Below are 17,925 nucleotides of genomic sequence, written 5' to 3'. Positions count from 1 at the left end.
GAAAGAGAAAATAAAGAATGAAAAAATTATTAAGTATATTGGGAGCTTTTACAATAGGTTCATCATTGGCGGCTACTGTAGTTTCTTGTAATGCAAGGATAGATGATGATTCTATTCAATATAATAAAACTTTAATAAAATCTATTATTGCAAAGATTTTGGGCCCTGATTATGATGAAGCTTGATTTGACTTTGGCGATATGGCAAAATCTGGAGTTGAGGCACAATTGGTAAGTATGATAAATGAGGCATCAAGTCTTCAATACGCTTATGAATCAACTAACTCAATTAACAAAGATTTAGGATTGTCTAAGTATAGTAATGTCAAAAGCTTTAACTCATCAATTTGGCAAAACAAATTAGATACTGTACTAGAAGACAAATTATTTACAGAATATACATCATCAATAACATCTGATAATAGATTAGATTATACAAAAATTGCAGATTTATACACCCTAAATATGCATACAAAAGAAGATGTAAATAATACCTCTGGGGGAAAAATTGATTTAAAATTTGATAATAACAATTACTATTCAATTTATTATAAAAAAACTGGCAGTAATAGTGCTCTAAAAAAATGGAGTTTTTTTCATGAAAATGGTGATACAAGTAATACTGAAACTAATTTACCAACGTTGGAAGAGCTTACTGCAGAATTTAAGTCAAAAGATGAATATAAATTTTATCTCGTTTCAAATGAGAAGGAAAAATTAAAAGGTGTTAATAAAATTGTTCCAAATGATACCGCGGGACAAATAACATCAAAAACAGCTGTTAGATTAAGATTTCAAGATTATTTTAATAACTCTATTAAAGCAAGTGCTTGGGAAAACGCCCTTACTTTAGCTTATGGTGATTCAACCATGTACAACATAAGAAAAGTTAATAACTCATATCAACCTTTTATTAATAGTGCTTCACCGTTATTTAACATGGCACAATCATGAAAAACTTCTAAAACTTCTAAATTAACTACTAATGTTAAATTAGTTTGAACGATTAAATATAAAGCACAATGAGATGAAGAGGTTAATAAACGATTAACAGAATTAAAAAATAATAATATAATTAATGACGATGGTACTCTTAATGATAAAGGATCAATACAAGATATCATCAATGCTATTAATGATAAAGATAAAAAGAAAATCGAAATAGACCCGGATTCACTATCTTATGACCCATATATGGGACTTCAAGGTTATAAGGGGATGACAATATATAATGGAACAACAGCTATTGGAACAAGCCCAATAGCTAATGAAAAGTATGAGACAAATATCGAAAATTATAATTCTCGCGGTGGAATTGTAAAATATAACCCTTATTACTGATATACCCCAAATGGGTCAGATAATAACTATCATGAAATTGTGCTTGCATTACCTATATATACTATTCAATTGTTACAGGACTATAAACTTACAGGGAGCAACGATGACTCAGTTGCACTAAATTTAGGTCCAACAGCATCAAATAGCAATGGATACAATGATGTATGAAATTATGACATAAACACAGAACTCCATTCTAATGATGTAACATCAATGGATTCTACAATAAAAAATTCAATATTAAATGATATTCAATATTTAATTTGTCAGGATAGCTCAATTACATCATTGGCAAAATCTGTTATTTACTCAAAATATATTGACCCAGATGATATTTATTATTCAGGATTATACGATGAAATTGGAAAATATATTAAAAGTGGGGAAGATAATTAATAGCTAAATCTTATTTATAAATAAGTATTTTAAAAAGGCGGTAAAATATGAATGATTGTTTGTTTTGCAATATTATAAATAAACAAATGCCCGCAAATATAATTTATGAAGATGAATGAACAATGGCACTATTGGATATTTCGCCAGTTACTGTTGGCCACACATTAGTTATCCCAAAAAAACATTCAAATGATCTAATATCTACAGATGAAGACATGTTAACAAGAGTTTCACACACAAGAAAAAGGGTGGCATTATTATTAAAAAATAAGTTAAAACCAAAAGGATTTAACTTTACATCAAACAATGGCAGTGAAGCCTTCCAAGTAGTATTTCATTATCACGAACATATTATTCCAAAATATGAAAAAGAATTGGGTTTAATATATAAACTTAATAAGGATGGAACTGAAAAAAAACCTCTTACTGAGGTTCTTAAAATTATTACTAAATAGTTAAAAACACACTAATTTAAAAATTAGTGTGTTTTTTTTAAGCTATTTATTTTTTTTATAATGAGAGAAAAACATTCTATTATTTTGGTAAATAATTCTTTGTGTAAAATTACCAATATCTATTTTTTTTAATTCTGAATCAATATGATTAATACTTGAATCTAAAAGATCAAGTGATGAAACTATAATTGCTTCTAATAATTGTGGTTCAACTGGCGACCCAAATTCATATTTACCGTGGCTAGAAAGAATAACGTGTTGTAAGCGAATAACATCCTCATATGACTCGCTAGATAGATTAAATTGGAATTTTTTTGCCATTTCCTCAACAAGAGCATTTCCAATCGAAATATGACCCATTAATTTACCAGCTAATGTGTAATTAGTTGCTCTTTTGCTATTCATCTCAATTACTTTACCAATATCATGTAAAATTGTTCCAGCATAAACTAATTCTCAGTCAACATCACAATATTCATAGACAGGTTGTAGGGCAATTGCAGCTTTTAACAAGCTAACAGAATGTCATAATAAACCACCTATTACATTATGATGAATTGTCATTGCCGCCGGATATGTCTTATATTTATTTTCATTATTTTTCAATAATTCTAATGTTATGATTGAATATGTCTTATTTTTAAACTTAGAAACTAAATCAATTATAAATTTATATTCCTTTTCTATATCAATATTTGCTTTATGAAAAAAATCGTCTTCTTTAATACCAAAGTTTTTTAACTCATCATTACTAACCACTTTATAGTTATTTATCTTAAGTTGTAAAATATTTTTATATATGACAACGTTCCCTTCAACTAAATAGAGATTGTCAACTATAAAAGCACCCTCATCGCTCTTGGATGAATTCCATAATCTGGCTTCAATCCTCCCTGTGGGGTCAACAAGATGAATAGCCATATAGCTTGAACCATTATTTGATATATTTGATAAAACTTTGTCACATCTAACTAATATTTGTACTGTTTTTATATCTTGATTAATATCTTTTATGCTTATCATATTAAATTATCTCTTTCCTAAAAATTAATCTATTAATTGTGGTTTACTTATAAGTTTGTCTAATTCCAGTAAAAATTTATCTATTTTATCATTATTAATGTTGCTTTTAATGTAAAATTCTACAGGTAATGAAGATTTATTTTCTGGTGTATTCTTCCTTTGAATTGAATTGAATATTATTAATACCTCAGCTGTAGATGTTTTTTCAAAAACATCTCATATTTTATTATAATATTTTTTATCCGTTATGGAAACTTTGCCAATTTTATCTGTTCTTTTAGCGACTTTATCATGCTTTTCATAGATTTCATCAAGAGACTTATCCTTAAATGATATAGCCTTATATGTAATACCCTCTTCTTTTTGAGACGAAAACTTAGGAATTGTTAAATTATTTATCTTAATAAGATTTGTTGTTTCAATTGCTTGTTGAATAGATTTATAAAAAATAAAATCAATTCTAACAGGAGAATCAAGGGTATTTATATAAAAAGCATTCTCCTCATAAAATTGTACCAAATTAGTGAGAGAATATTCCATCTCAAATTTGTTTATATGGACCATTATATCGTTGCTATTTGTTGATTTTTGTTTTTGCGATATTGCTATATTTTTATTCAGTTTATTAACTATTTTTTTTAGTTCAATTATTTCTTTTTTACTTTCTATATTTTTATCTTTTTCTTGCTTTAGTTTTGAATCAAGATTATTAATTCTTTCTTCCAATTTATCTAAAAAGGCTAATGAAGGTATATTTTTCAATTGTATTTCTAAATGTGCAATTTTTTGTTTAAGAGGACCTAAGGTCATTGATTCACGTGATGAATTAATTTTATCATTTAAATTATTTATCATTTCCTTTGTTTTTTCAATTGAAGATAAACTAGGAAGAGATTTTATATTATCTTCTATTTTCTTAATCTTGCTTTCAGTACCCAATAAGTGCTGAATATTTTTCTTGATATCCTCATTTTGAACATCAAATTTGTCTGCTTTAATAGTAATTTTCTCAATAGCTTTAAATAATTCATCATAGTTTTTGTTTTTATCTTTAGAATGTAGATTTTGACTAATTTTAAATTCTAAATTGTTCAATTGTATTGCAATTTTCTCAACATCATCGTTAACTGTAATAATCTTATTTTCAAGCAATTCCTTTATATTCTTTTGAGATTTACTAAATGCCTCAAACTTTTCATCAAATTTAGAACCCATTAAATCTACATCGATAAGATCTATCTTTGTCTTCATATTTAAAATAGTATCTGATAAATTTTTAATTTTTGCAACTATTCTTACATCATCATAGTTAATTACTTTTGAATCTATATTTTCCTCAATGAGGTTTAATTTTGTTTTAAGAGATGATATTCCATCATCTAATATTTTTACTTTTTCAATAAGATTTGAATCGTCATAACCTATTCCTAAACTTAGGATGATTTCTTCAACTTTACTATTAATTTCATCGGTCCTGTTTTTTGCTTTAGTAATTTGAGAGTGTAATCCATTATATCTATCTGCTAATTTTTTTATTTCTGTAGATAAATTAGATTCTATATCGGTTATTCTTTTTTCAATATTCATTGTGTTTTTTTGTGAATATTTATTTAATTTTAAATTTATATCTTCTATTTCTTTTTTAGCATTATTAATTTCATTTTTATTAAAATCTTCTATTTTTTCAGATAATTCCTTATTAAAAACCAATAGCGATAATAATTCCTTGCGGAGCGAAATCAAAACCTTACTTAGTGATGGTGAAATTTGTTCATCTGTTAATTTATCCACCACATCGTCATAATGACTCATAATTGTATTGTTAGTATCTTTTTGTTTAAATATTTGATCAGTAATAGTTTTCTCTTTTAATATATTATCAACAAAACTATCGTCATAGTCATTTTCAAATTGGTCACTAATATATTCATCTGACAATAAATCATTTATATCAAATTCAGAATTAAATGTATTTACAGATTCTTCGTCAAATTTTTCAATATTAGAGTTTTTATAATCGGCCTCTTCTTGTGTTAGTATGTCGCATAAAATATCAGTATCTTTAATAGTTTTTCCAACAGATACATAAATTTTTTTTATTCTACCATCGATATGTGATTTTACAATTAATTCACTTTGATCCATAGCAATAGAAAATAACTCTTTTCCTTTATATATATTATCCGATTCCCTACAAAAAACATCCTTAATTATTCCTTTTGTTGTAGATGTTGTTCTGAATTTTACTCTCTCCATAAAAATTCCTTCTAATTTTGTTTGTTATTATTTTCTATTGTCTTTTTGCCATTCTTAAATTTTTTTGTTTTCTCAGTTGTTAATAAAGTGATGCCCTTCTCTCGCTTTATATTTTCTCTTTTAATGAATGCTTCCGCTCGCCTTTCCTGATTTGCGGTTCTTTTTATGCTTCTTTTTTCTTTATTTGATAATTTTCTTTTTAGTCTTTTATTATTGCTGTTTTTTATAACTTCTGGTGAAATAATCTTGTTTCCGGTTAATAAAGAAAAACTACATAAAATAAAAAGTAAAATGCCCAAACCAGAATAAACCATAGCTATGACAACAACCCATATAAGATAGTTCATTTTTCCGCCAATTGCAGATATACTCACAACACCTATCGCCTTTGCAACTCAGCTCGCTGGTTTAAAAGTATAATCACTCTCTCCCATTGAAAACTTTGTTGTTTTAATTTCATAAAGAATTTGTGTTAATAGCACTATTATAGCAATTGCTAATAATATCGCTATAAAAGCATTGGCTATTGTAATTCCCCACAAAAATCTTTTATATGCCTTATTAATAAAGATATAGGTCAATATCAATATTGCATAAAATAAAATAATGATTGCTCCAATATAACCGAACAAAATTCCATAAAAATGAATAATATTAAAGTAAAACTTATTTTTATTGGTTCCCATAAAACCATCGCTAATAAATTTTGATAATCTTTTAGGATCTGTGAAACGATATATCATATCTATGCTTGATAACAAAATAAAAATACCACCAATAAAAGCAAGAATACAAATCCTAAATAGATTTCTCTTTAACAAATCAACATTTCTAATATTTTTGCGTTTATTTTGAATATCATTTTTTTTATTTTTCAAATTTAATTCATTATTACTAACTATATTTTTCAAATTACTCACCTTAATTTACCTATATTAATTTTATAATAATTTGACCAAGATAAATTAAAAAATCTTGATAAATTAAAAATTGAGTAAAAAAAATACATTAAAATAGCTTAAATAATTGATTTATAATGTTTTAAAAATATTTAGCAACAATAACAATTATAAGTATTTTATTAACTTATTATTCATGTCAAGTTTTTCCCAAGGAAATTCTTTCTTACCGAAGTGCCCATATTTGCTGGTTCTTAAGTATCCGACATTTTTTAGGTCTAAATAGTTTATTAAACCACCAACAGAAAAATCAAATTCTGTTTTAAGAATATTGCTAATGACCTCATTGCTTATTTTGTTAGTTCCAAAAGTTTCAAAATAAATTGCAATGGGTTTAGATACACCTATTGCATAACTGACCTGGATTTCTATGCAATCTGCAATACCAGCTGCAACAATATTTTTAGCAGCATATCTGCACATATATGATGCGCTTCGGTCTACTTTTGTGTAGTCTTTTCCTGAAAATGCTCCTCCCCCATGACGTGAAAATCCGCCATAAGTATCTACCATAATTTTTCTGCCAGTGAGACCTGTGTCTCCTTTTGGCCCACCAATAACAAATTTTCCTGTTGGATTAATTAATACAGAATAATCAGTATTCAAATTATATCTTAGTGCAATAACCTTCATTATATTATCTTTAATAAATTTTTCAAAAATATTTTTATCATAATTTTTATCATGTTGGACAGACATTAATATTGTGTCGATTCTAGGGTTAGCTTTATTTGTATAATCAATGGTTACTTGTGATTTCATATCTGGTTTTGCAAATTTGAAGATTCCTTTTTTTCGCAACTTTGTAGCAATATGAACTAAATCATTCGCAATCATAATAGGGTATGGCATTAATGATTCTGTTTCATTTATCGCAAAACCAAACATCATTCCCTGATCTCCCGCCCCTATTTCATTTACTCTATCTACACCTTGAGAAATATCTGGAGATTGAGTGCTAATATTAATAATAATTTCCACTGTCCTATAATCAACACCTATCGTTGAGTCATCATATCCTACATTTTTAATAATATCTCTAGCAATTTTTTCATAATTTATTTTAGCCATTGTTGATATTTCTCCACCAATTACTAATAATTCATTAGAAAAAAAACACTCTACTGCACATCTAGAGTTAACATCCTGAAGTAAACATTCATCTAATATAGCATCTGATATTTGATCACAAAGTTTATCTGGGTGACCTTCAGAAACAGCCTCACTTGTAAATAAATTTTTCATACACATACCTCATTCTAAATTATACTAATTATTGAGTTGAAAACTATCAATTTTTCTGCATCATTTAGAAAAAAATTGCTAGAATCATTAAAAATTTCAACTTCATATTCTGATTTTACAAAACTAAGCATTTTTACAAATTTCTTTGCATTCAAATTATTATTATTTTTTGAATTTTTAAAATAAATAACTGCTTTTGACTTATTCACGCTATTGTAAAATTTTTTAATAGCTTTTAACATTTGATAATATATCACAGATGAAAAAAAAGCAAATTCAAGATGATATTCAATTATTTTTTTATCAAAAAGTTTTTCCCCAGATAAAGTGGTTTTATCCAGTTTGCAAGGGATAGGATTGTACTGAAATAATATAGTATTTATATGTAATTTCATTGCATATTTATTTTCATATTTAAACCCTTTATTTGCATAGTTAAGCACTATTATTTTATCAACTATATTTTTATTTGAAATAGTTAATGATAAATTTGCAAATAAGCCACTTGTTATCAATACTATTTCTTTATAGTAATTCTTTTCTTTGAAATAATTAATAATGTCTAATAAATCCTCTAAATAATTTCCTAATACTCTTTTTTCCTTTTGAATTAATAACATATTTCTTTGTTTATAAATAAAATAATCACAAATGTCTTGGTGGGATAAATAGCCTATAAAATCATCATAAATAAATAATGGTTCAAATAAATCAGGGGCAATTATAACAATTTTATCTCTTTTATTTATTTCTGATTTACACTCTAACTCATTTAGGTCACAACATATATACTTATTTTTATTAATAAGTAAACCTTTTTGTTTTTTCTCAATTTTAGATCGTAATGAATTACAATTTATTATTTTAATTATAATTCTATTAATTAAAAACAAAATAAATGCAGCTACAAAAAAATATAAAAAATAAAATAGTATCTTATATTTGAAAATTTTATCCATTTTTATCCTTACATAGATTTAATATTGATTCTTTTTATTGTGTTTAATATATTATTTTTAAAAGCTAATATGACCCCACATAATTGAAAATTTCCTTTTGCAGGTTTAATTGATATTGTTTTATTAAATTTTTCTTTTTCTAATATTGAGGCAATGTCTGCTCCAATGATCGATTCATAACACCCTGTCATACCTATATCTGTAATGAATCCTGTCCCTTTTGGTAATATTCTATTATCTGCTGTCTGCACATGTGTATGTGTACCAACAACACCCGATATAACCCCATCATAATTATATGCAAAAGCAATTTTTTCAGCCGAAGCTTCCCCATGAAAATCAACTATATGTATATCTCAATCATTTAGAGCGATAATTTTATCCATAGCCTCATATGGATTATTGCAATAATCCATGAACACTTTTCCCATAATATTTGTCACTCTTATTTTTATGTTATTTTTTTCAACTAAGACACTACCATGACCGGGTACACCTTTATATCAATTTGCAGGTCTTAAAATATTCTTATAATTCTTAAATAACTCATCAACTTCTTTATTTTTAAATATATGATTCCCGGATGTAATTACATCAATATTTTCTTTGATTAACAAATCATATGACTTAATATTTATTCCCTTACCATGGCAAATATTTTCTCCATTTGCAATTATAAAATCTATTTTATTTTCTTTAATTAAATTTGGCAACAATTGGGATATTGCCATTCTTCCAGGTTTTGCAAAGATGTCTCCAATTACTAAGATATTCATTAAAGTTCCTCTTCTATTTGCTTAATCATCTGAAACTTACTAATATCTCCTTTTTCAAATGATCTTAATATTAATTTAATATTCTTAACCCTTTTATACTGACCGATATTTTCTTCGAGTGAATCTAAAATTTTAGTGACCTTAGATATGCTATCATGAATAGCTGATTTTGTCACATTAAATTGTTCTGCAATTTCTTCTAAGGTATAATCGTTTTGAAAATATAATTCAAAATACTGTTTTTGTTTGTGAGTTAACATCAATTTATAATAATCATAAATTTGATTATAATAATCTTTTCTTTTAAAATCTAAACTACTCATTTATTTCATCATCCATAAATCCTTTAGCTAAGTCATATACATACTCATTTAAATTAAATTCCTCAAGGTCATCGACAGTTTCACCAGTACCTATTAGTTTAACTGGTATATTTAATGAATCTTTAATTGCTAGTGCAATACCACCTTTGCTTGTTCCATCCGTTTTTGTAAGAATGATTCCCGTTACATCAGTTGCCTCTGAAAATTTAAGTGCTTGATTAATACCGTTTTGCCCTGTTGTAGAGTCAATTACAAGTAATCTTTCATGAGGTGATTTCTTATCTAATCGATGAATAATTTCAACTATCTTTTCTAATTCCTTCATTAAGTTTTGTTTAGTTTGTAAACGACCCGCTGTGTCTATAAGTAATAAATCATATTTTTCTTTTTTTGCTTTTTCAATTGCATCAAACACTACACTAGCGGGATCTTGATTGGGTTTAGAACCTTTGACAAGATCTACATTAGTTAATCTTTTATCAACTCATTCTTGCAATTGTTCAACAGCACCTGCTCTGAATGTGTCTCCGGCTGCTATTAAAACTTTCTTACCTTGTTTAGAATAAAAATTAGCTAGCTTTGCAATGCTAGTAGTTTTTCCAACACCATTTACCCCAACAATAATAAAGATATTAATCCTTCCATCTACATAATTTAATTTTTTAACTCACTTACCAGAATCATTGTAAGAATCATACATTTCCTCAACTAATATTTCCTTAATATCTTCAAATGTTGAATTTTTTTTCATTCTTTTTTGAACATTATTTGAAATTTTAATTGTCATCTTAACACCCATATCGGTTCCAATTAAAAGTGCCTCCAAATCTTCGAAAAATTCGTTATCAAGTTTTCTATGTTTTTTGCTTAGTTTTTTTATTTCTTTTCCAAAAGCAAGATTTGATTTATTTTCTTTATAATGTTTTTTTTCTTCCTTTTTTTGGTTATGTTTCTCTTTTAAATTTGCTCAAAAACCCATAGCATCTCCTTAATATTAATTATACATTTTTATATAGATTTATTCTTTAATTAAATGTGCTATGTAAAATCCGCAATTATTGTATTCTGGTCCTAACCAAATATAATCCTTAATTAGTTTTAGATTAGGAAATAACTTAATAATATATTCAATTTGCTGACTATTTTCTTGTTTTAAAATGGAACAAGTAGAATATATTAGTGTTCCATTTTTAGAAATAGAAGTAGCAGCTTTTAATAATAATTTTTTTTGTAAATCTAATATGTTATTAAAACTATCCTTATTGATAGTCTTCAATTTAACCTCGGGATTCTTGTTTATTGTACCGGTAGATGAACAGGGGGCATCTAATAATATATAATCAAAGTTACTTTCATTAAAATTGAGAGCATCTGTCATTTGGAGATTTATATTTTTACATCCTCATTTGGTGATATTTTCTTTTAAAATAATTGATTTTTTTTCATTAATTTCTGTTGCATATATTTTTGATTGATCTTTCACCTTATCATATATATGTAATAATTTTCCCCCAGGAGCACAACACATGTCTCATATTTTTTTGTTTTTGGTTGGATTTAATATTTCAACAGCAAGCATACCTTGTAAGTCCTGAAAATATATGTGTCCGGAATTTAAAAAATCCGATTTAAAGATATCACTATTAGCTTCATAACAAAATTTATATTTATTGTTCTGAAGAATGTTAAAACGGTCACCTTCCTCCATTAATTTTTTAACTACTTTAGGATCATCCTCTTTTATTCGGAAAGTTATTTTTTTACTTTGAAATCATCCTTTTGCAATAGTTTCTATTTCCTCTTTCGAGAAATTACTTCTTAAGAGCAAATATAAACTATCGCTTATACTGTATTTTATTTTTAAACTTGGAATATCTTTATTAATAATATTAGAGCTTGAAATTTTTCTAAATATAGCATTTAAAAAATTATAATATGTATATCTTTGTTTTTTAACTATATCTACAATCACATTTGCAACCAATGCCTTATTTTTATTCAAATAATATACTTCATATAAAAAAATGTAAATTCATATTTTTAGATTTATTTTAGTAGATTTTTTTATAATATCATTTATTAAAAAATCAAAAAGTATTTTTCTTTCAAGAACACCATATACTATTTTTGTAATGAAAGAAAAATCTCTCTTACTATATATATCAAGTTTTGCTAAATTATTTAGTTCAGAATTTGAATGTTTGTCCTTAATAAGGACATTACATAAAATCTTTTGTATTGTTAGTCTACTATAAATCATGACTTTCAGTAAACTCAGATTGATCTATACTATAGAAGTTAAAATCAAGAATATATTTTTCTACATATTTCTGAATAAACTCATCTCTAAAAACATTTGCAAAAAGTGTATTTGCAAGAATATATTTATAAATTCTTTCGGCCAACAAAACGCGCATATAATTAAAAAGATTTAAATTCTTGTCTATATTGTGTCCAATAGATTTTATATTGTCATACCAATTATCAATAAAAAACATATATTTTTCTTTTAATATTTTTTCAATTTTTGAAGTCATTTTATAATAGTAGCTATTTTTATAATCTTCTTCCAAACAATTTTCTTTTAAAAGAATATCCCTTATTTTAGAAATTGTATTTTCAATTGTATCAAGAATAACAGCATATTGATAATTATGTTTTAATGGTATTTCTAGTAACGCTTTATTTAATCTTTGTCTTATTATTGCCTCTGTTTCAGTTCCGCGTCCGCGTAACCTGTTTTCAAGATGTTTTAAATTTGGGGGGGTTAAAAATATTGAAACCAAGTCTTCTGATTTTTCTGATCTAATGATTTTATTTGCACCAACAACATCAATTTCTAAAACAACATTGTCCCCTTTTATTATTGTTTCGTAAACCGTTTGTCTAAGTGTGCCATAGTAATTTCCAATAAATTCAACATATTCAAGGAAATTATTATTTTTAATATGTTCCTCAAATGTTTCACGGCTTACAAAGTGATAATTAACACCATCAATTTCACCTGGTCGAGATGGTCGAGATGTCATCGAGACAGAAGTAACAAGTTTTAAATCTTTTTCTTCTAAAAGCGCTTTGTTAACCGTTCCCTTACCAACTCCACTAGGACCCGAGACTATTATTATTTTTCCTTTTTTCATATGTAAATTCACCTATACCTTCCTTAACAAATAATAATATTTATTTTTATAAACCTTCTTTCTTAGTATTTCAAGACTAACACTTTCTATTGGTAAATCAAATTCACTTTGTATTGATACGAGACCATATTTATTTAGAACATCGTGGCTATCAATAAACTCAAGAAATTGATAATAATAATTATGCTCTGCAAATGGTGGGTCAAAATAGATAACATCAACCTTTTCCTTAATATAATTAAAACAAATGTTCCAATCATACATCATAATCTGATAAATATCTTCTTTTAACATCGATAAATTTTTTTTTATTACTTCAATAGCTTGTGGAGAAATATCATTAATATAAGCTTTCTTTATTCCTCTAGATATACCTTCTATTGATAATGCTCCGCTTCCTGCAAATAAGTCTAAACTAACCTTCCCTTTAAAGATAATGTAGTTATTAAGAATATTAAACATATCTTCTTTAACTCTAGATGATGTGGGCCTAGTACTTTTCCCCTCTAAAGTATGCAACAATTTACCACGATGCTTTCCAGATATAATTCTCATGTTTCCTTTTTTATTTATATAATTATAACACATCTAAACACCTTCAAAAAATTTAAAACATAAAAAAATAACATATTTTTTAATCAAATGAGTGCCAAAAAATAATATAATATAATAAATTAGTATATAGGAAGAATATAAAATGAAATTTAATAAACCATATTATTTTAAACAGCTGGAGAAACCATCTAACTCATGACTATTTAAAGACACCAACAAAGAAGTGATTAGAAAACAGTCTAGAAATGTTATGAATGTAGAAATTCTTAACGATGATGAAATTATTTGTATGAACAAATTAATTGACTTTGTAAAATACTCTCAAGATGAAAACGAAAATATTGAAGAAAATAATAATGACTATTTAAGACCGGCTGTTGGTCTTGCTGCACCTCAAATTGGAGTAAATAAGAATTTATTTTATATAAGAATTGATAATCATGAAGAAAAACCCTTAAAAGAGATAGCCGCTGTAAATGCAAAAATAATATCTAAAAGTGTACAGATTTGCGCGATCAAAGTGGGAGAGGGGTGCCTAAGTGTTGACAATGATCAAAAGGGAATAGTTCCAAGAAATTTTAAAATAGAAGTTGAGTACTGAGACCAATTGAAAAATGAACATATTTTTGAAACACTACGAGGGTATGAGGCAATTGTCTTTCAACATGAACTTGACCATATTAATGCAACGCTATATTATGATCATATTAATAAAGAAGAACCGTTTAAAATGGAACACGATTGATTTTTAATATAAAACCAAATAAACAACATAAAAAAACTTTTTTGCTTGTTTTTTTAGTAAAATATTAACACATATTGTTTTATATTTATAAAAAGATAAAAATGAATAAAATGGAAAAAAGAGGAAAAATATAATGGAAGAAAAAGAAATATTAATTGAGAGCACACCCAAGAATTTATCATTGGTTCAAAGAATTGAAGTTGTTAAATTAGAAGATAATTTAGAACCTCCAAAGAAAAAATATAAAAAAGCACCATTTCCTACAAAAGTGTTTGCGCTTGGAGGCTTAGAAGAAGTGGGTAAAAATACATATTGCATTGAGTATGACGATGAACTAATAATGATAGACTCTGGTATAAAGTTTCCAGATTCATCAGAGCTTGGAGTGAGCGCAATAATACCAAGTTTTAATTATTTAGTGGAAAATAACAAGAAAGTAAAAGCACTATTCATAACGCATGGACATGAGGACCATATTGGTGGAATACCATATCTTTTACAACAAGTTACAATTCCTGTAATATATGCACCAAGATTTGCAGCAGCTTTAATAATTGACCGTATTAAAGAATTTAGATTGCAAAATAAAACCACTGTAAGAGAATATAAAGAAAATGATGTATATTCTACAAAACATTTCTCAGTAACATTTGCGGCACTGAATCATTCAATTCCTGATGCTTTTGGTATTTTAGTTGATACTCCTAATGGATCAATATTTTCAACCGGAGATTTTAAGTTTGATTGAACACCATTGGGTAATAAAGCCAATGTTCAAAGACTTGCAAGAATTGGTAATGATGGTGTTGAGTTATTAATGTCTGATTCTACCAATGCTGAGGTTGAGGGGTATACTGTTGGTGAACAATCAATTATTTCAAATATAGAAGCTATTTTCTTAAAAACATCAGGGAGAATATTTATAGCAACATTTGCAAGTAACGCTCATAGGATTCAACACATTATGTTATTGGCTAAGAAATATTCAAAAAAAATTGTAGTTTTTGGGAGAGCTCTTGAAAGATTAATTAAAATATCTCGTCAACTGGGTGACTTTAAGTTAGATGATAAAATGTTTATTAAGCCGTCAGAGATTAGTTTGTTTCCGCAAAATCAACTATTATTTATTTGTACTGGGGCCCAGGGAGAACCAAATGCAGCTCTTACAAGAATAAGTAGAAATGAACACCAAAATGTATTTTTATCACAAGGTGATACAATTATTATGTCAGCTAGTCCAATACCGGGAAATAGAGCAAGTGTAGAATCGGTTATCAATAAATTAACAAAAAGAGGTGCAGTTGTTTATGATAATAGCACAGATAAAAAAGTTCATACCTCAGGTCACGCAAGCCAGGAAGAACAAAAGTTATTATTTTCTTTACTAAAACCAAAATTTTTTATGCCTATGCATGGTGAATATAGAATGTTAAAAACCCACGGTGAAACAGCTGTTAAAGTAAATGTAAAACCGAACAATGTATTTATTGTTTCCAACGGAGATCAAATAAATATCCAAAACGGAGAAGCAAGCATTAACGAGAGAGTTGATGCAGACGCTGTTTATATCGATGGTAAAGATCTTACAAAAAAAGCTGGAAACATTATGAAGGAAAGAACAATATTAAGCAAAAAGGGTTTAATAGGAGTTATTGTATCGATTGATTCACAAGAAAATAAACTATGAGGAGCACCAAGAATAATAACTAGAGGATGTTTTTATGCTAAAGATAATACAAAGTTGATAGCAGATTCAATACAAATTGTTATAGCGGCCGTTAATAATGTTTTATCTATGCCAAAGCCAACATTTGCCGCTATCAAAAAAAATATTTGGAGTTCATTATCAACCTTTATTTTTAAACATAAAAGGATAAATCCTCTTATCATACCAGTTATACTAAATAAGAAGTAATGCAAATTTTTCTTTATTTAGTAATAAAGTTTATTAATTAACCAAAATTAAAATAATTTTTAGCCAAAAACAATGTAACCAAAGGTGGAAAAAATAATATTTATTACTCGCTGGTAAATGGTTATTTTTTTTTGAAAAAATAATATCTATAAAATAAAATACTTATTGTAATTAGATATAATTAGTCCTTCATTGATGCTTTTAAATATGAAAACGCAAATAAATTTTATAATATTAATTTTTATTTTATCGATAAATATAATTAATAACCATCTATAGACAATTTAATTAATAAAATATCACATTTACCATTTAAGAACCACTTTGATTTTCCGTTAAATTTTTATTAATACAAAAAATTATAAAAATCATATGATTATAAATAAAAAAGTGAGTTATTTATTTAACTCACTTTTTTAGGATTAACATGGTTGCTATTGCAAAAAGTAATAATTAATTATATTTTAATGATTTATTTATATAGTAAAATGTATAATTTCACAAACTACAATTTGTTATAATTAAGTGCACTTTCTAATGCCAATTCCATCATATTTGTAAAGCTATTTTGTCTTTCTTCAGGTGAAGTTTTTTCATTTGTTATAAAACTATCTGATATTGTAAGTATAGTTGCTGCTTGTTTTTTAGATTTAATTGCATTTGCAAATAAAGCAAACGATTCCATCTCAACACAGTCAAGTTTATTATCATTTGCAAATTTTAACGAATTTTCATTTCTATAAAAAACGTCTGATGAGTGAACCCTTCCCTCAAATATCCTAATATTATTTTTTTTAGCGGTTTCATTTATTATATCAAATATTTTTTTTCCAGGTTTTAATACATTTTCGTCAAGTCCGGCAGCAATTTTTGCAAAGTTACTTTCTCCCATTGCTTCCTTTGTATTAACCATATCAAAAACATTTAATTCTTTTATATAACTACCCGCTGAACCCATTCTAATAATTAAATCTACATCGTACATATTAAACAATTCATAAGAATAAATCCCAATGCTCGGGCAACCCATTCCGCTTCCAGCAATAGATATTTCACAACCCTTGTAAGACCCCGTAAACATTAACATGTTTCTAACCTCACTTACTAGTTTATAATTATCTAAGTATTTCTCAGTAATATACTTGGCTCTTCTAGGGTCTCCGGGCATTAAAACTATTTTTGCAATATCGCCTTTTTTTGCGCTTATATGTGGTGTCATTTATTTTCTCACTTTCATTGTTATAGGTTCTTAATTGCCTGATTTATTTTTGTATCTAAGTCATCAGTGTTTGCATCAATAACTATAAATTCATATTTATTTTTTAAATCACAATATAGTTTATCATATTCATCATTCAATACATCTCAATATTCATTTGGCGTATCTATTTCACTCTTACGACCACGTTCATTAATGCGTCGAATAGCTGTTTCAGTAGTGACCTTTAAATATATTATTTTATCAATTTTTAATTTTTCATTTAAAATTTTCATTATTACCTTATTGTAAAAATCATAATATGTTTTGAAATCTCTTTCACTAAATATATTTAGGCGTCTTTGAACCCTCACAAAAATTGGATCTTCGATTATTGAGCGATCAAAAATTGTGTTGTCTCATTTGCTATATTCAAATAATGACTCTACCCTATTTGTTAACATAAAAACTTGCATTTGAAAACAATATTTTTCCATTTCTCGATAATAGTCTTCAAAGTAAGGATTATGATCTAAAGGTTCTCTAAATAATGTATACTTTAATTTTTCTTTTAAAATATCACAAAAAGTGGATTTGCCAGCACCTACTGTTCCAAATACTGCAATATTCATTTTAACAC

The 17,925-nt window shown here is 26.6% G+C and carries 17 protein-coding genes; 4 read left to right on the top strand and 13 right to left on the bottom strand.

The features are described 5' to 3' along the window. The first annotated feature begins 17 nt into the window (after window positions 1-17). Both AAHM97_RS00695 and AAHM97_RS00690 read left to right on the top strand, forming a co-directional pair. The gene (locus AAHM97_RS00695; protein ID WP_342269031.1) at window positions 18-1,736 is read left to right on the top strand and encodes a lipoprotein; all 1,719 of its coding nucleotides are present in this window, start codon (window positions 18-20) and stop codon (window positions 1,734-1,736) included. Between the two features lie 47 nt (window positions 1,737-1,783). After that, window positions 1,784-2,191 carry an HIT domain-containing protein gene (locus tag AAHM97_RS00690; protein WP_342269030.1) on the top strand — a complete coding sequence of 136 codons (408 nt, stop codon included), beginning with the start codon at window positions 1,784-1,786 and terminating at the stop codon, window positions 2,189-2,191. Window positions 2,192-2,233: 42 nt separating this feature from the next. Here the strand turns inward: AAHM97_RS00690 and AAHM97_RS00685 are convergent, their stop codons facing one another. The 11 genes from AAHM97_RS00685 to rsmD all read right to left on the bottom strand — a co-directional run bounded on the left by AAHM97_RS00685 (window position 2,234) and on the right by rsmD (window position 13,460). Next, entirely contained in the window at window positions 2,234-3,214 is a 981-nt protein-coding gene (locus AAHM97_RS00685) for a 3'-5' exoribonuclease YhaM family protein (RefSeq protein ID WP_342269029.1), read from the bottom strand. A gap of 24 nt (window positions 3,215-3,238) precedes the next feature. Next, complete coding sequence (locus tag AAHM97_RS00680; protein ID WP_342269028.1) at window positions 3,239-5,470, bottom strand: biotin/lipoyl-containing protein; 2,232 nt, start codon at window positions 5,468-5,470, stop codon at window positions 3,239-3,241. An 11-nt stretch (window positions 5,471-5,481) separates the two neighbouring features. After that, window positions 5,482-6,381, bottom strand: a complete 900-nt coding sequence (locus AAHM97_RS00675) for a hypothetical protein (RefSeq protein WP_342269027.1) — start codon at window positions 6,379-6,381, stop codon at window positions 5,482-5,484. A gap of 156 nt (window positions 6,382-6,537) precedes the next feature. Then, on the bottom strand, window positions 6,538-7,674 hold the full coding sequence (metK, locus tag AAHM97_RS00670; RefSeq protein WP_342269026.1) for a methionine adenosyltransferase: 1,137 nt from the start codon (window positions 7,672-7,674) through the stop codon (window positions 6,538-6,540). A gap of 14 nt (window positions 7,675-7,688) precedes the next feature. Then, window positions 7,689-8,633, bottom strand: coding sequence for a hypothetical protein (locus AAHM97_RS00665; protein ID WP_342269025.1), 945 nt, complete (start codon window positions 8,631-8,633; stop codon window positions 7,689-7,691). 8 nt (window positions 8,634-8,641) lie between these two features. After that, entirely contained in the window at window positions 8,642-9,409 is a 768-nt protein-coding gene (locus AAHM97_RS00660) for a TIGR00282 family metallophosphoesterase (protein ID WP_342269024.1), read from the bottom strand. Next, a complete protein-coding gene (locus AAHM97_RS00655) occupies window positions 9,409-9,732 on the bottom strand; it encodes a sigma factor-like helix-turn-helix DNA-binding protein (RefSeq protein WP_342269023.1) in 324 nt (107 codons plus the stop codon). Before AAHM97_RS00655 ends, AAHM97_RS00660 begins: the two co-directional genes overlap by 1 nt. Then, the gene (gene ftsY, locus AAHM97_RS00650; protein ID WP_342269022.1) at window positions 9,725-10,711 is read right to left on the bottom strand and encodes a signal recognition particle-docking protein FtsY; all 987 of its coding nucleotides are present in this window, start codon (window positions 10,709-10,711) and stop codon (window positions 9,725-9,727) included. The genes AAHM97_RS00655 and ftsY overlap by 8 nt, the downstream gene beginning before the upstream one ends. A gap of 39 nt (window positions 10,712-10,750) precedes the next feature. Beyond that, window positions 10,751-11,992 carry a transcription antitermination factor NusB gene (locus AAHM97_RS00645; protein WP_342269021.1) on the bottom strand — a complete coding sequence of 414 codons (1,242 nt, stop codon included), beginning with the start codon at window positions 11,990-11,992 and terminating at the stop codon, window positions 10,751-10,753. Next, on the bottom strand, window positions 11,982-12,872 hold the full coding sequence (gene gmk, locus AAHM97_RS00640) for a guanylate kinase (RefSeq protein WP_342269020.1): 891 nt from the start codon (window positions 12,870-12,872) through the stop codon (window positions 11,982-11,984). The genes AAHM97_RS00645 and gmk overlap by 11 nt, the downstream gene beginning before the upstream one ends. Window positions 12,873-12,884: 12 nt before the next feature. Then, window positions 12,885-13,460: a 16S rRNA (guanine(966)-N(2))-methyltransferase RsmD gene (rsmD, locus tag AAHM97_RS00635; protein WP_342269019.1), complete on the bottom strand. Its 576-nt coding sequence runs from the start codon at window positions 13,458-13,460 to the stop codon at window positions 12,885-12,887. 109 nt (window positions 13,461-13,569) lie between these two features. Here rsmD and def point away from each other — a divergent pair, with 109 nt between their 5' ends. Both def and AAHM97_RS00625 read left to right on the top strand, forming a co-directional pair. Further along, window positions 13,570-14,184, top strand: coding sequence for a peptide deformylase (gene def / locus AAHM97_RS00630; RefSeq protein WP_342269018.1), 615 nt, complete (start codon window positions 13,570-13,572; stop codon window positions 14,182-14,184). Window positions 14,185-14,305: 121 nt separating this feature from the next. After that, entirely contained in the window at window positions 14,306-16,087 is a 1,782-nt protein-coding gene (locus AAHM97_RS00625; protein WP_342269017.1) for a ribonuclease J, read from the top strand. A gap of 505 nt (window positions 16,088-16,592) precedes the next feature. Here AAHM97_RS00625 and deoD read toward each other — a convergent pair. Both deoD and AAHM97_RS00615 read right to left on the bottom strand, forming a co-directional pair. Further along, a complete protein-coding gene (gene deoD / locus AAHM97_RS00620) occupies window positions 16,593-17,306 on the bottom strand; it encodes a purine-nucleoside phosphorylase (RefSeq protein WP_342269016.1) in 714 nt (237 codons plus the stop codon). A gap of 20 nt (window positions 17,307-17,326) precedes the next feature. Next, entirely contained in the window at window positions 17,327-17,917 is a 591-nt protein-coding gene (locus AAHM97_RS00615; protein WP_342269015.1) for a deoxynucleoside kinase, read from the bottom strand. Between the last annotated feature and the right edge of the window lie 8 nt (window positions 17,918-17,925).

The sequence above is a fragment of the Spiroplasma endosymbiont of Aspidapion aeneum genome (assembly GCF_964031045.1).
GTDB lineage: Bacteria > Bacillota_I > Bacilli_A > Mycoplasmatales > Mycoplasmataceae.
This window is presented reverse-complemented; position numbering and strand designations above follow the sequence as displayed.